Here is a 15445-nt window from a genome sequence, read left to right as displayed (position 1 = left end):
AACCAAAATTTGATTTGCGATTATACGTTCCGTAGGAACGTTTGAACAATGCGGTGAATATCGATTAACCGATTAACCAAATCAACGATTAAACCATATTAAAGAACCATAAGGTTACAACCACGAATATCAGAATTATCAAAACGTCCCAAAACTTCAAAAGAGTTGTTGGAATATTTTTTACCTAAATCTTGCGTGGCAATAAAAGAACACGAATTGATATTGGCTAAATCTATCACATTAATTCCGCCAGTTTTTCCATCATTCACGTAAGTGAGAGCATCTTCTGGATCACGAATTAAAATATGCATCCAAGAAGGACATTCAAAAATACCTTCGCCTAAAGAATACGCTTGTGCTAAAAGTTCTGTCATGCCGTATTCTGAATGAATAGAAGAAACACCAAAACCTTTGCAAAGTATTTCATGTAATTCTTCTCTAATCATTTCTTTGCGTTTTCCTTTCATTCCTCCAGTTTCCATAATAATGGTATTTTGAAGATTGAATTGGTGTTTTTCGATTAAATCTAACAGAGCATAAGTAACCCCAATTAAGATTACATTTTGACCTGCTTTATCTAGTTCAAGAAGTTTTTTGATAAGGTCGTCGTGGTTATGCAAATAAAACCCACTTTCAGGCTGATTAGAGAGTTTTATTAGATCTTCGACCATATAAATTAACGAAGAGCCTTCGCGTTCTAAATAAGACGGCAAAAGGGCTAAAACAATGTAATCTTCTATGTTGCCATAAAATTGAGAAAATCCTTTGCGGTAACTTTCCTCATATAGGGAAATATCGGTCACTAAATGTCTGCTGGTAATCATTCCGGTTGTACCGCTGCTGGTAAAAGTTACTTGTGCTGGATCTGTATTAGAAACAACATCGTGGCTTTTGAAAAATTGAATGGGTAAAAAAGGAATTTGCTGCAGTGATTTTACCTGCTGTGGATTGACTTTTAAAAAATCACAGAAATCGCGATAAACTTTATTGTTCTCATGTTGAAAACGAAACACTTTTAGTGCTATTTTTTCAAATTGCTTCTGACTTGAAATGGTAAAGATATCGTTGGCTGTAATCAAAACTTTTTTTTGCAAAGATATTGTTTTTTGGTGTTCAGTGTTCAGTTTTTTGTACATCCAATAAGTGCTCAGCCTAGAAAAAAATATTTAAATGAAAAATAATCTGAATACTAAAAGCTAAATAGTGAATATTAAAAAAGCTCCTCTGGAGGAGCTTTTTCTATTTATCTTATAATGAGTTTTCTTGTTGCCGATGCATTCTGTTCGCTTATTTTGATAATGTAAACGCCAGGTGGCAAATCTGAAACATTTAGTTCTTTTGATACTAAATGTACTTGCAATACTTTTTTGCCTAGAATATCAAACACAATAATTTCTTTCTCTAAATCGTTTTTAGATGAGATATAGACTTTTCCGTTTGTCACTGGGTTAGGATACAAGCTTAGACCCTCAATAGAAGTAGATTCTTGAGGTTTTGGTAATTGCTTACTATCTTGCGCCGAAACGCTTAAAGTGAAGAAAAATGCCAATAAGAAAGTAATATAAAAGTAGTTTTTTGCCATCGAATGTATTTGATTACCGTAAATATACAAAAAAAAATACAAAAATGACGCCAAAAAAAAACATCCTAAATATTTAGGATGTTTTTAACAATTTATATTCGAAGTAAATTATTTGATTAAGCTAGCGCCATCAACTGAAGCCCAAGCTCCTGCTGCTAATGAAGCTCCAGTAGCTGTAGTACTTGTTGTGAAAGTTCCAGCTGGGAAAGCAACTGTAAAACCAGCAGCACCTGCAATAGGAGTTACGTTTGTTGTGTTAGAAATTTTTACATTTAAAATTTTAATTTTAGATGTATTTACTTGGTGAGTGTTAGTTGCTGCATCTAAGATACTAACTACTGCACCTTGGTAAGTTGTAGCTCCAGTTGTGAAGTTTCCATAACCATCAACAATGATGTTGCTGTATTCTCCGTTACCTTCTCTTTTGAATTGGAAAGCATCAACTTGGTTATCACCAACTTCAGGAACGTTTCCAGCTTCTCTTTTTAAAGTGATGTTAGTAACTTTTGGTCCGAAAGAATTATCATTAGCAGATGCTTCGATTTCCATTCCGTAGTTTCCTTTTCCAGTTTGGTAAGCGTACCAGTTTGTGTTAGCAGTTCCTTGCCATCCATCTTGCCAGTCAAAAGCATCATCATAGTTACCGTAAGAGATAGCATTTGTCATACTTACAGTTCCTCCAAAGAATTCGAATCCGTCGTCAGCACCTTTGTAAGCTACTAAGTGATCTAAAGTTGTTCCAGAACCTACAGAGTAGAATGTGAAAGCATTGTTTTCTTTTGTTCCGTCAGCTAATTTAGAACCAGCGTACTCAACTCTTACGTAGTTTAATGAACCACCATTGTGAGTTGCATTAGATCCTCCATAAGAAATATTGTTTCCATCTTCTGAAGTAGAAGAAGTTCCTCCTCCAGCAACTTTTGCAGGTGCATCACCGTACATGATGATACCTCCCCAAGAACCTGGAACTTTAGATTTTTCAGTAAAAACAACTGGTTTGTCAGCAGTTCCGTTGATGATAAGTTTTCCTCCGTTTAAAACAACTAAAGCGTTGTCTCCAGTAGCTTTGTCTATAGTGATTGTAGATCCTGCATCAAAAGTTACAGTTACACCAGAATTAATTTTTACAATTCCTTTTAAAGTGTAGTTACCGTAAGCATAAGATTTGTTAGCAGTAATAGGACCTGTAATTTCTCCTGTAGCAGGTGTCGGTGCAGGAGTTGGATCGTCGCTGCTTGAGCAAGAATTAAAAAATAAACCTGTAGCAAGTGCTAAAGCAAGAATTTTAGTTTTCATAGTTTTGTGTTGTATTATTCGTTTTTATTTTTGTCAAAATTATGAGGTTAATCCTTTCAAGGTGTTATCTGAGTATTACATTACGGTTATTAAAAATTGACTAAAATGTGAAGAGAATGTTAAGTAGATTTATGCAAATTGCTGCCATAAAAAAAGCCCCAGAATTTCTGGAGCTTTCAAGTATATTGTGTTCTTAATATTAGAATGTGTAGCCAACTTTAACTGAGAATCCTACACCTTTTTTATAGCTGTTTGCTAATAAAGATGGTTCATCAACTTTTACAGTTCCGTTATTTCCGAATTCTAACTGTCTTGCTGGGTTTAATAAGTTGTCTGCTGTAAATTTCACATCAAAATGCTCTGAGAGTTTACTTCCCCAAACAAAGTCTAATTGAGATACAGGCAATTCATAAGTATTATCCTGACCGTTTGTTCCTACTGCATAAATTCTTTTTCCGAATACTCCATAAACAAGAGACATAGTGTTTGTCCAGTCTTTGCCTAAGTTAAATTCATATTTCAAATCTGAGTTTACTAACCAGTCTGATGCACCTTGCAATGATCTTGAGCTATGTGTTTCGATAGAATTTTTAACCGTTACATTTCCGTCCTCATCCTGAGATTCGTAAGTTTTAGCAACATTTACTTTCGTAGACATTAATGAAGCGTTTAATCCGAAAGAGAAATGCTCAAGATTTTCACTAATTCTGTTTAATCCTAAAAGGAATTCAACTTCTGCTCCGTATAAAGTTGCGTTATCTGAATTTAAGAAAGTAGTTACTGTTCCCGATGTAGCGTTTGCAATAAATGTTCTTTCGATTGGATTGTCAATATATTTTCCAAATATTCCAAAAGTGATCATTTCTTTAGCAGTTGGGAATAATTCGTATTTCAAATCAACATTATAGTTATCACTGTTTTTCAATAATGAGTTACCTTGTGTTGAAGTGTTATCTGCATTGATATATGAGATAGGGAAAGATTCCATTACAACTGGTTTTGTATATGTTTTACTTGCTGCGAAACGAATATTAGACGTTTCTGTCATAAGGTATTTCAAGTTTACAGAAGGTAAAACATAAAGATTGTTGTATGTTTTTACTTTGAATGGATCATCAAAAGAACCTAAAGTTCTGAAATGTGTTTCTTTGATTGTGTTTTCAACTCTTAAACCTCCATTAAGTTCAAACTTGTCAGCAAATTTCCAAAATAAATTTGCGTATCCTGCATTTGCGCTTTCGTTAAGTTTTACTTTATAAGTTGTGTTTGAACTTTCAGCAAAAGCAACTACGTTGTTATTGATGTCAGTTGTAATTTTCGAATCGATATTGTTGATATCGTTTGATGAAAAGGTACCACCATAACTTGATACAAAACGGTAAGAAGATTCCATTTTAGAAAAATTTCCGTTATAACCAACAGTCAATTTGTTTTGTTTGTCTTTTCCAAATTTCAAATTGTATTCTAATAATCCAGAAACAAATACATTTCCGTCTACACTTAAATACTGACGTAAGAAGTTGTTACCTCCGTAAGAAGTGTTGATCTGATTGTCAGTTTCTTGAGTACCAGTATAGAATTTTCTGTCTGGCTGACCGTATTTAGTATTTGCATAAGATACACCACCTTTTAAAGTTTGGTTTTTATCTTCTGTCAAATTGTATTCACCTAATAATTGAGTATTTAGATAATCTGTTTTATCCAATTGATTCGTACGGATAAAGTTGTTCTTGATACCATTATTACTCAAAACTCCATATTGATCTAAGATCGAGTTTAATGTAGTTTTCAGGTATAAAGTGTTGAAAGATAATTTGTATCGCTCAGCTGAATAATTTACACCAACTAATGCAGAAGTGCTAGTTTTGAAACGATATTCAGTATTGATGAAGTCATTGTTGTATTTATCACCAAGCGTTTGTAGTGTTCTGTTAACACCTTCTCTCACTGCAAAGTTATTATCAAAATTAAGAGACAATAAGTATGAAAGGTTACGGTTGTTGCTTAAGTCAAATTTTTCAGCATGTAGAAAATTGAAGCTTGAGTTTAATGGGCTTTTACTTTTGCTAACGTTAAAACCTTTATCTCCACTTACAGCGTTTAATGCCTGATCTTTTGTGAAAGTTGTTCTTCCGGCAGTTTCACCTAAGAAACTTGGCAGTTCTCGGTCTTTACCATTAAATCCGAAGAAACCAGCAGCAGAATCTGCATCTCCAGAAAGCAAGAAATCTTTGAAGCTGTTTCCAGTTGTATATCCTGCTCCAACATTTATTTTAGTAACAGCTTTTGTTGGTTTTGAAGTTTGGATATTGAAAGTTCCTCCAGCAAAATCTCCGTAAATATTTGGATTGAAAGTTTTGTAAACATCAATTACACCAACAATGTTTGTTGGGAATAAATCTAGCGGAACGATTTTCGAATATGGGCTGTTTGATGGAGCAGCAAGATCATTAATCAATAAGTTATTGTAACGATCTTCAAGACCACGTACAAATATACCTCTTGAACCTACTTTTGAGATTCCAGTTACTTTTGTCAAACCTTCTTCTACATCGCTTACACCTTTTCGAGACATTTCCTGTGCACCAATACTTTGTTTGATTACAACAGCATTTTTTTGATCTAAAAGTAAAGCCGTTTCTTTTTCTTTGTTAGCTGTTGATTTTACAACTACATCTTTAAGTGTATAGCTTCCAGACGAAAGTCCTTTATTCACAGTTATAGTCTCGTTTGCTTTAACAGCTACTGGAGCTTCAACAGATTCATATCCTAAAAAACTAAAGATTAAAGTATAATTTCCAGGATTTACGCTTAAGGAATATTTTCCATCTACGTCGGTATTTACGCTAATATTTGTACCTTTAACTAAAACATTAGCAAATGGTAGAGATGCGTTGTTCATATCTTTATCAGTTAGAACTCCAGAAATCGTACCTTTGTTTTGCGCGATCGAAATCGTACAGATAAATAATGCAATAAAGAGAAATCTTAAATTGAATTTCATTTTTTTTCAGTGTTGTGTTTGTGTCTTATTATTTTTGTGCAAAGAAAGAACCGCTCTGTGAAGTCCATGTTACCGACTTGTTATGTTTTTGTGTTGTTAAGATTATCAAATTGTTACGAGATTAAATTACGGTTAACACCATTTTTTAAAGGTTCTTTTGTTAGTATATTTACCCTGTGAAATAAGAAATATCGAATGTTTAATGAAGAAGTTTCGATATAAAAATCTCAATTTTTGCTATTTATGAAAAAAACACAAACTAAGATTTTATTAGTTGACGACGAACCAGATATCTTAGAAATCGTTGGCTATAACCTTGCTCAGGAAGGCTACCAGATTGTTACAGCTTCTAACGGAAAAGATGCTATAGCAAAAGCACAGAAAGAGCTGCCAGAACTAATCATTATGGACGTGATGATGGCAGAAATGGACGGAATGGAGGCTTGCGAGCATATTAGAAAAATTCCAGAATTAAATAATGTTATCATAACGTTCCTTACAGCAAGAAGCGAAGATTATTCTCAAGTAGCTGGTTTTGATGCCGGTGCCGATGACTATATAACCAAACCTATTAAGCCAAAATTATTGGTCTCAAAAGTAAAGGCGCTGTTAAGAAGGTTAAAAGAACAAGAAGTTGTTACAGATACTTTAAATGTTGGTGGAATCGAGATTAACCGTGAGGAATACAAAATCATAAAAGGCAATGTAGAAATTGCTTTGCCAAGAAAAGAATTCGAATTATTTTATTTATTGGCTTCAAAACCTGGAAAAGTTTTTAAAAGAGACGAAATCTTGGATAAAGTTTGGGGTAACGAAGTTGTAGTTGGAGGAAGAACAATCGATGTTCACATCAGAAAATTGCGTGAAAAAATAGGCGAAGATCTTTTTAAAACCATAAAAGGTGTAGGCTATAAATTTGAAGTTTAATTTTTTAAGAGGCTAAGGTTCTAAGATACTAAGATGCTAAGGCACTTAGTTTTTAAATCCATTCAAATTCTTTTAAAAATATTCAATACATTTAAACCATATAAGGAACTGAAGTTTACTTGACTTCAGTTTTTTATATGGTTTTTGAGTTACACTTAATTCTCTTAATTTCTTAATGGTTCAATTTTTTCAATGAAGATTAATTTTAAAAAAACATACAAATTTGCCATAAAATCGGCATTGTATATCAGTCTCTTTACAACAGCATTTGTACTGATGTTAATGTCATTATTTTATAAAAATCAATTAAAACATCAAGTTGCGTTTGGAATAATTTTCATTATCGCAATCTATATTTTCTCTTTTCTGGTTTTACAATATCGTGTAGAGCGATTTATTTACCGAAGAGTGAAGAAAATCTACGATGAGGTTTCATTATTAGAATCCACAACATTGATTAATCAGCCGATTAATACCGATATGGAAACGCTTTCGCGTGAAGTGAAAAAGTTCGCGACCGATAAAAAACTAGAAATCGAAATGCTCGAAATACGTGAACAATATAGAAGAGAGTTTTTAGGAAACGTTTCGCACGAATTGAAAACACCTTTATTTACTGTTCAAGGGTACGTTTCAACTTTGCTTGACGGCGCAATGGACGATAAAAATATCAGAAAGAAATATTTAAAACGTGCCGAAAAAGGAGTAGAGCGTCTTATTTATATAGTAGAAGATTTAGATATGATAACCAAATTAGAATCGGGAGATTTAGATTTGAATATGACTGATTTTGATATTGTTGAATTAATTCAGAATGTTTTTGAATTGCTTGAAATGAAAGCCGACAAAAAGAAAATTAAATTGGCTTTTGAAAGTAAAAATGTACAGTCTGTAATGATCAGAGGAGATCAGGACAGAATACAGCAAGTTTTAGAAAATCTGATTGTCAATTCTATTAAGTACGGAAAAGAAGGCGGTCTGACTGAAGTTGGTGTCGTAAACTTAACCAAGAAAAAAGTCTTAATTCGTATTAGTGATAACGGAGAAGGTGTTGAAAAACAGAATATTCCAAGACTTTTTGAACGTTTTTACCGAGTTGATAAAAGCGGAACAAGATCTGAAGGCGGTTCTGGTTTAGGATTGGCGATTGTAAAGCATATTATTGAAGCGCATAAAGAGAAAGTTTATGTAGAAAGTGAGTTCGGAATTGGCTCTGAATTCTCTTTTACACTCGAAAAAGCAAATAAATCACTAAAAACTGACGTTAAAAAATCGTAACGGCGGTTTTGCTAAAAGCCCTAAAACAAAGGTGTTTAACAATAAATAAACATTTCGATTTAGGCCATAACATTAAATTTTTATTATAGTAACATCTGGTTAATGATTTCTTAACATAGGTGCTCCATCTTTGCATCCTGAAATTAAGGGAATTACAGAACTAATGATAAAAAGAAAACTATTAGCAGTTTTATTACTGCTAACTTGTGCTGCCAATGCACAGGAAACAAACAAGCAAGAGCTGAATAAACAGGATGTAAAAAACGAAGTAATGCGTGTTTTAGATTCTATAAACAAAGCAAAACTTCCAGAGACTAAATCTGGAGGAGGAGTTGAAGAACATTGGTATGATAGAATCTCTTTAAGAGGTTATGCGCAAATTAGATACAATGGTCTGTTTTCTACAAACGATAAAGTTTCTTGCGAGCAATGTGATAGATCTTGGGGAACAACTTCGACAGCTCTAGATGCAAAAGCAAACAACGGACTTTTTATTCGCCGTGCCCGTTTAGTATTTTCTGGACAAGTGCATCCAAATGTGTTTTTCTACTTTCAGCCCGATTTTGCGAGTTCACCGTCAAGCGGAATTAATAACTTTGTACAAATTCGTGACTTGTATTTTGATCTTTCTTTTGATAAGAAAAAAGAATACCGAGTACGTGTTGGGCAAAGTAAAATCCCATACGGATTTGAGAACATGCAGTCAAGCTCACAGCGTTTAACTCTAGACCGTGCTGATGCAATCAACTCTTCAATTTTGAATGAACGTGATTTAGGAGTATTCTTTTATTGGGCTCCAGCCGAAATCAGACAGCGTTTTGAAATGTTGGTTAAAGACGGCTATAAAGGTTCTGGAGATTTTGGTGTTTTTGCACTAGGTGTTTACAACGGTCAAATCGCAAACAAATTGGATGGAAACAGAGATTTAAACGTGGTGGCGAGAGTAACTTATCCTTTTGTTATTGGAAGTCAGATTATAGAACCTGGAATTCAGGCTTACACTGGAAAATGGGCTTTTACTGGAGAGGTTTCGCCAGGAGTTACCGTTAACGATCCTCAATATGTAAAAGATCAACGAGTTGGTGCAACTTTCGTTTTATATCCAAGACCTTTCGGAATTCAAACGGAATACAACATCGGAACTGGACCTCGATACAATACACTTACTAATACAATCGATCAAACCGATTTGAATGGAGGTTACGTTTTGTTAAACTATAAATGGGATCTTAAAAAACAGCGTATTTATCCTTTTGCTAAATTTCAATATTATGACGGAGGAAAAAAATATGAAAAAGATGCTAGAAGCTACGTAGTAAGAGATTACGAATTTGGTGTTGAATGGCAACCGATCAAAGCATTTGAACTTACAGCAGAATACGTTGTAGCAGACCGAACTTTTGAAGATAGCGCACTGCCAATAAACAGACAGCAAGGAAATGTATTAAGATTGCAAGTGCAGTTTAATTTCTAAAATCAGTACACAGATAAAACGGATTTCTTTATATAAAAAATGAAAAACCTCCAGCTTCAGCTGGAGGTTTTTTTATAGTGAAAAACAAGCTATAAAATCCGCTTAATCCGCGTCTTTGCCATAGCGAATCCGTTTTATCAGCGTGCAATTATGCAGTCCTGTCTTCAAAAACCTTAAATAAAGAATCCCAATCAATATTATTTTCAAATTGAGACAATCCCTTAAATGACTTTACTTTCGATAAGTCTCCAATGGTAAAATCATCCTGCATGGCATACGGCACAAGATTTTCTTCCTGAAGTTTTATCGCCAGATATTCCTGCTCATATTGTCCTGGAGTTGGAATAAAAAAGGCTTTTTTACCTAGCTTTGCCAAATCCATAACAGTGGTATAACCTGAACGGCACAATACAAACTCACTTTCGTTAAAAGTTTGTTCTAGCTGTTTCGAGTTCATAAAATTATAATAAGTGACATTTCCAGCCTGCCATTTTTCTTGAGATTTTTCTACTTTTCCTTGTACAAAAACCACTTTTCCGGGATATTTTGCCGCTTCTTTCTGCAGTTTTTCGTCTAAAAAAGTACGTTGAGGTTCTGGTCCAGACAATATAATCATCAAATCATATATTTTTGGCGTATCCTTTTTCTTCATACGGCTTAACGGACCAATATATTTTAGATTCAGCTCATTATTTTTCAAGTGGCCTAAATCTCCAGTCAGGTTTATTTTTTCATTAGAATCTGGAACCCAGCACTCATTGTATTTTTTAATAAAGTGCTGATGACATTTGCTGGTGAACCAAGTCGTATTTCCTGTCATTACATTCAATTGGTGTGTAATAAAAACAGAAGGCACTTTTTTACTGATGACTCCCAATCTATTATCTGAAATTATACCGTCAATACTGTGCTTTTTTACCCAATGATTCACCATTTTTTTCTCATCCAAAATAGCAGTAATCATCTTCGGAAGATTTTTAATTAGCTTCCATTTAAAGTTTTTACCATTCTTTGCATATTCAATATGATAAGAAGGCAATTCTAAAGTTTGTATATATGGAAATTCTTTTCGTAGTAGAGCCAGCGCAACACCGTCGGAAGCAATAATCGGAATATAATTATTCTCCTGAAGCGCCTTGATAATAGGAATGCATCGAGTGGCATGTCCAAGTCCCCAATTTAATGGAGCCACTAAAATAGTTTTATTCGCAGAATAATCTATGCTCATTTTTAACACGTTTTTAAAAACGAAGATAGAAAAATATGTTTTTTATGTTATTTCGAAGGTATTACGAAATTATTAATTTAAGGTTCTGAGGAGCTGAGGGACTAAGGTTCTGAGATTTATTGATTTAAATAAAAAAGATTTTACAATCATTTTAAGAAGCCCCAGCGGGGCGACATATCTATAGAAATCCAATTGCGCAAAGGCAAAGAGCTCCAGCGGAGCGACACATAATTTTTTGCAATAAATCATGTCGCTCCTCTGGAGCTTGAATATTGTAAAAATGTTCTTAGCTATAAATATTTCGCTTCTCCGAAGCTTACCTAAAAAAAGATTTTATAAGCATATTAAAAAGCCCCAGAGGGGCGATATATCTATAGAAAATCCAATTGCGCAAAGATAAAGAGCTCCAGAGGAGCGACATATTTTTTTATAATCAGATATATGTCGCTCAGAAGCTTACAAAAAGAAGAAGCTGTCCTTTTGGACAGCTTCTTCAAAGTCTCGTAAAACCTTAGCACCTCAGAACCTTAGTCCCTCAGAACCTTAGTCCTGAATATACGTTTTATTACCGTTTTTGTTAATATAGTATTTACCGCCTCTTGGGCCAGTATATACTTTTTTACCATTGTATTCGCCAGTAACTTTGTCTGGTACAGATGGTGCTTTTTCGTTAGTTTCTTTTAAAGTTTTAGTAGCCGATTTTTTAGCAGCTGTGGCATCTTTCTTTGTAGCGTCAGCTTTTGCAGTTGTTTTCTTGGCATCAGCTTTGGTTTTGTCTGCTGTGCTTTTTGCTTTGTCAGCAGTACTTTTTGCTTTGTCAGATTCTACAGTAGCTTTTTTTGCATCTGCTTTAGCTTTTGTTGCTTGTTTATCGGCAGTCTTTTTTGCTGCGTCAGCAGATTCTTTTTTGGCTTTTGTGGAAGCCGCTTTTGCATCATCTGCTGCTTTTTTAGATTTTGTGGCTTCTTTTTTTGCGTCAGCCGAAGCTTTGTCAGCGGTTGCTTTCGTTTTTTTTGCCGAAGCTTCTGTTTTACTTTTCGTAGTTTTTGCAGTTGTTTCCTGTGCGTAAAAATTAGAAGAGAAAACAACCATTAAACATAATAATACTAATTTTTTCATAAGGCTAAAAGTTTAAATTTCAATTAAAATTAAACAATTTATTGTCATCTTTTTCGTGTTACATTAAAAATATGCACGGAGCTGGATATTTCCTGTATGAATTGTATTTCCAGTTTCACTTTTTCTTCCTTGATAATTTAAATTGATGTCCAAAAAAGACGTAATGTTCTTTTGCAGAAGCAGTTTCCAAACCAAATTTGATCCTGCTTGAAGTCCTTCGAGCATCTGAAAACCGACTGAAGAAAATTCATTTCCGTTAAATTTATTTTGATAAAAAGAAAATTCCCCATTAACCGTAACTTTCTTTTCGCCAGCATAAGAAAAAGAAGTTCCGATTCTGTTCTGGTCTAAAGTTTCGAAATTCCCAATTTGATTTTTTTTGTTTTGAAGTTCATAAAAGAAATCCAATTTGGTGTTTTTAGAAAATAAATAGCTGATTTTTGGTGCCAGCTGCCAGCCTTGAATATCATAATTCTTCTCTGCAAAATCTTTTGAAACCAAATCGGTTTTTATGGTTTTAGTGAAAAAATTAAACAGCCAGCTATTTTGGTATAAATGCGTGTATTGAATTTGATGCGAATAATTCTGCACATGCTGCGAACCTACAGAAAGTAAACTTTTGCCTTTATTTACCAAATAAGAATAGGTAACCGAATGTTTTTGTTTGCCTCGGTTGTAAAATAAGCTGTTTCTGAAACTCGAATTCAAACCCAAAATATTTTCTTCTGATGAATCAAACGGATTGAGTTCTAATTTTTCGCCCTCGCTCTTAACCTTTCGATCCATTATAAAAGAAGTTTGGTTATAAAAATAAGACAGCAGTTTTTTAAATCCTTTTTCATTTTGCCATTGTAACGGATTCAGAGTTAAAGACTGCGAAAACTTATTCTGATTGGTCTTAATATAAATCTGATTTGGCAAAAAGACTCTAACATAACGTGCCTGATCTTGGTAAACGGCAACTTCAAACTCTTCCAATTCCTGAATTCCATTGCCATTATAATCGTTCCAAGTATAAACACCTTGTCCTGTCGGAACTTCTACATACGTAAATTCTTGTTGTGCAATAGTTCCTGAGCTCGTTTCGTAAGCCGTTCCAACTTGCATGAGTTGATTAAAGAATCGATCGTTGTACAGAATTCTCGAATTTAAAGAAGGTTCATTGTGTCTCGATTTATCTGTAAAATCTAAATTTCTGTAACTCGCATAAACCGCCAAATCGGTGGTTTTGTTCTGAATCAATTTGGATCTTAAATAATAGGTTTGCGAATTATTTACATGCTGTAATAACCCATTTTGCAAACTATCATTTCGTCTTTGCAGAAAACCAACTTCAACAAAAACTTTGGTGCTGTCGCCACGTCCGGTAAATACACCATATTCTGAAAATCTTTGGCTTAAAGCCGAAAACTGATTGGTTACTTTATCTTTCTGCTGATTGTCTTCTAACTGCATAGTTCCTCCAACCCAATTTTTTCCAAAATGATATTTGGTTCTAGTTTGGTTTCTAATGAATTTTGAAGTCGAAGCTGTAGCATCAGAATTCAGGAAACTGCCATTGTTTTCGATTGTCCATTTTTTCAATTTGAATAAAGCGTTTGCAGTATGTCTTGCTCCAGTGTAACTTTCACTAAAATCCAATTTCTCAAATTGATAAGTCAGTAAACCAATATTTGAAGTCTCTTTTTTCGAAAACAAATCAAAATTCAAACCCGTAACCAAAAGACTCTGATTGCCGTATTGCGTTCCAGTTAAATTCCAGTCACGATTAAATTCGATATTATACAAACGTTCCACCGATTTAAAATTCTGCTGCACGAATTGATAATTCGCGAAAGCGTCTAAATTCCAGCTTCTAGAAAAAAGACGTTTTTTAAGATTGGTTTTAAAAGCGACTCCTTCATTATTAGCATCATCAATTCCAGAAAATAAATTTTGGTCATTATTGCTAACAGCCAATTCAAAATCAACTAAAGTTTTTTCATTCGGATTATATTTCCCTAAAAACGTTGCCACTTGAAGTTTCATTGGCGCAACAAGCTGTACAATTGGCTCATAATTTCCTTGCAAAATTCCGTTAACAGGCTCAACATATTGATAAATACGCTCTACAGAATTATTGTTTTGAATAATATAATTCCCAGAATTTGCACCAACTTGGCTAAATCTTACATTGTACAAGACATCAGCAGGATTATTTGAATATTCATAAACTTCAACCGAATTGATCAGTGTCTTTTTATACAAAATTTTATTCTCAGCATAAGTGTCTTCGTAAGCAGAAGGCGCTTTCATTAAATTAACATCATCACCTGCTTGACTTAAAATCTGAACTTGTTCTGGAGAAAGATTTTGCTGCAAAGGCTGATTTTTCATATCATTTTCAGAATAAATATATCCGCCAAAACTCCAGTTTTTATTTTCGTGTGTTGCGCCTGCGTAAGTAACTAATCGGTTGTAATTTCGTTCAGAATATTGGTATTCCACATTAATACGCATTTCTGAAGTAATGGTAAAAAGCGAAGTAAAGACAATTTCTCCGGCATTATAATCAATCACATAATCGTTGTTTTCGCCTCTTTTTAATAAAACGCCGTTTACATAAACTCGCTCCGAACCCGAAATAACGAGAACGTACAATTCGCCATTTTGGCCTTTTAGTTTGTATGGACCTTGATTTCCTTCCTGACCTGTAAAAGTACTTTTAGCATATTGTCCTTTTACAAAAGCAACCGAAGCAAAAACGTTGGTTTTGCTTTTTTCGGTATCAAAATCAAAGTTGGCAGAAAGCCCCTGAACTTTTTTATTAAAGCCCAAAAATTGAGTTTTTCTATTTTCTAAAAATACATCGCCGGCGCGAATGTTCCAGTCATCGCTAAAAAGTTCTATAAAAATATTGTCAAACTGATCGAGTTTTTGCGAATAACCGCCGTCTTGCAGCGGAATATTATTGTCTTGCAGCGAAGCCCTTAAACTCACTTTTTCTGAAAGCTTTCCTGTAATTTGTAAATCTAAATTGGAATTTAAAACTGTACTCTGATTATTACCAACTGTAACACCACGTGTAATACTTCCAGAAGTTTCAAGACCGTCAAAAGGAGTTGTTTTTTTTGCGTTGGAATTATTGTCTATTCGGTATAATTTATCTGTTCCGACATCACCGCTTACAATTTGATCCGATTTGTAAAGGCTATATTCTCTCGTTAAGAGATCTGGATAATTAAGATAATTGACAATTAAAGTATCTGAAACCGATTGGAAATTTTCATTTAAAAGTAAATATCCTTTTTGAAAATTGACTTTATAAGATGTGGAATCGATTGGTTCATTTTTAGTATTCAGAATCTGGAAAAATCCAGAGTTAATGGAGACTTTTTCCAGACGAATAGTGTCTTTTGAAACGATTACTTTTTTGGTTTTGTACAGAGATTCAGTTTCCTGAGCTTGAAGCACAGAAAAACAGAAGAAAACCGTCAAAAACAGTAATTTTTTCAACATAAATACTCTAACTCTAAAAAGTCAAAAGTAGTATTTATA

At 33.9% G+C, this 15445-nt stretch carries 10 protein-coding genes; 3 read left to right on the top strand and 7 right to left on the bottom strand.

Annotated features, from left to right (window positions below; all coding sequences use genetic code 11):
• Nucleotides 1–98 precede the first annotated feature (98 nt).
• The 4 genes from DMA14_RS13185 to DMA14_RS13170 all read right to left on the bottom strand — a co-directional run bounded on the left by DMA14_RS13185 (nucleotide 99) and on the right by DMA14_RS13170 (nucleotide 5882).
• Nucleotides 99–1079 (bottom strand): LuxE/PaaK family acyltransferase, encoded by a 981-nt coding sequence (locus DMA14_RS13185; RefSeq protein ID WP_162536292.1) that lies wholly within the window; start codon nucleotides 1077–1079, stop codon nucleotides 99–101.
• A gap of 164 nt (nucleotides 1080–1243) precedes the next feature.
• A complete protein-coding gene (locus tag DMA14_RS13180) occupies nucleotides 1244–1582 on the bottom strand; it encodes a T9SS type A sorting domain-containing protein (protein WP_111425105.1) in 339 nt (112 codons plus the stop codon).
• Between the two features lie 108 nt (nucleotides 1583–1690).
• Entirely contained in the window at nucleotides 1691–2878 is a 1188-nt protein-coding gene (locus DMA14_RS13175; protein WP_111425104.1) for a hypothetical protein, read from the bottom strand.
• 199 nt (nucleotides 2879–3077) lie between these two features.
• Nucleotides 3078–5882, bottom strand: a complete 2805-nt coding sequence (locus DMA14_RS13170) for a TonB-dependent receptor (protein WP_111425103.1) — start codon at nucleotides 5880–5882, stop codon at nucleotides 3078–3080.
• Between the two features lie 243 nt (nucleotides 5883–6125).
• Here DMA14_RS13170 and DMA14_RS13165 point away from each other — a divergent pair, with 243 nt between their 5' ends.
• From DMA14_RS13165 to DMA14_RS13155, 3 genes are all read left to right on the top strand, one after another.
• Complete coding sequence (locus DMA14_RS13165) at nucleotides 6126–6809, top strand: response regulator transcription factor (RefSeq protein ID WP_008465097.1); 684 nt, start codon at nucleotides 6126–6128, stop codon at nucleotides 6807–6809.
• Between the two features lie 192 nt (nucleotides 6810–7001).
• The gene (locus tag DMA14_RS13160) at nucleotides 7002–8087 is read left to right on the top strand and encodes a sensor histidine kinase (protein ID WP_111425102.1); all 1086 of its coding nucleotides are present in this window, start codon (nucleotides 7002–7004) and stop codon (nucleotides 8085–8087) included.
• A gap of 163 nt (nucleotides 8088–8250) precedes the next feature.
• Nucleotides 8251–9561 carry a porin gene (locus tag DMA14_RS13155; RefSeq protein ID WP_111425101.1) on the top strand — a complete coding sequence of 437 codons (1311 nt, stop codon included), beginning with the start codon at nucleotides 8251–8253 and terminating at the stop codon, nucleotides 9559–9561.
• A 148-nt stretch (nucleotides 9562–9709) separates the two neighbouring features.
• Here the strand turns inward: DMA14_RS13155 and DMA14_RS13150 are convergent, their stop codons facing one another.
• The 3 genes from DMA14_RS13150 to DMA14_RS13140 all read right to left on the bottom strand — a co-directional run bounded on the left by DMA14_RS13150 (nucleotide 9710) and on the right by DMA14_RS13140 (nucleotide 15406).
• Entirely contained in the window at nucleotides 9710–10789 is a 1080-nt protein-coding gene (locus DMA14_RS13150; RefSeq protein ID WP_111425100.1) for a glycosyltransferase, read from the bottom strand.
• Between the two features lie 543 nt (nucleotides 10790–11332).
• Complete coding sequence (locus DMA14_RS13145) at nucleotides 11333–11908, bottom strand: hypothetical protein (protein ID WP_203418298.1); 576 nt, start codon at nucleotides 11906–11908, stop codon at nucleotides 11333–11335.
• A gap of 63 nt (nucleotides 11909–11971) precedes the next feature.
• Entirely contained in the window at nucleotides 11972–15406 is a 3435-nt protein-coding gene (locus DMA14_RS13140) for a hypothetical protein (RefSeq protein WP_111425099.1), read from the bottom strand.
• Nucleotides 15407–15445: the final 39 nt, after the last annotated feature.

The sequence above is a fragment of the Flavobacterium sharifuzzamanii genome (genome assembly GCF_003254585.1).
In the GTDB taxonomy this organism is placed as follows: domain Bacteria; phylum Bacteroidota; class Bacteroidia; order Flavobacteriales; family Flavobacteriaceae; genus Flavobacterium; species Flavobacterium sharifuzzamanii.
The sequence above is the reverse complement of the archived record's forward strand: the minus strand, read 5'-3'. Positions and strand labels throughout refer to the sequence as shown.

Excerpts from the sequence above, each read along its gene's own strand:
- DMA14_RS13180 (WP_111425105.1), bottom strand. The coding sequence starts at position 1,582 with ATGGCAAAAAACTACTTTTATATTACTTTCTTATTGGCATTTTTCTTC.
- DMA14_RS13175 (WP_111425104.1), bottom strand. The coding sequence starts at position 2,878 with ATGAAAACTAAAATTCTTGCTTTAGCACTTGCTACAGGTTTATTTTTT.
- DMA14_RS13170 (WP_111425103.1), bottom strand. The coding sequence starts at position 5,882 with ATGAAATTCAATTTAAGATTTCTCTTTATTGCATTATTTATCTGTACG.
- DMA14_RS13165 (WP_008465097.1), top strand. The coding sequence starts at position 6,126 with ATGAAAAAAACACAAACTAAGATTTTATTAGTTGACGACGAACCAGAT.
- DMA14_RS13160 (WP_111425102.1), top strand. The coding sequence starts at position 7,002 with ATGAAGATTAATTTTAAAAAAACATACAAATTTGCCATAAAATCGGCA.
- DMA14_RS13155 (WP_111425101.1), top strand. The coding sequence starts at position 8,251 with ATGATAAAAAGAAAACTATTAGCAGTTTTATTACTGCTAACTTGTGCT.
- DMA14_RS13150 (WP_111425100.1), bottom strand. The coding sequence starts at position 10,789 with ATGAGCATAGATTATTCTGCGAATAAAACTATTTTAGTGGCTCCATTA.
- DMA14_RS13145 (WP_203418298.1), bottom strand. The coding sequence starts at position 11,908 with ATGAAAAAATTAGTATTATTATGTTTAATGGTTGTTTTCTCTTCTAAT.
- DMA14_RS13140 (WP_111425099.1), bottom strand. The coding sequence starts at position 15,406 with ATGTTGAAAAAATTACTGTTTTTGACGGTTTTCTTCTGTTTTTCTGTG.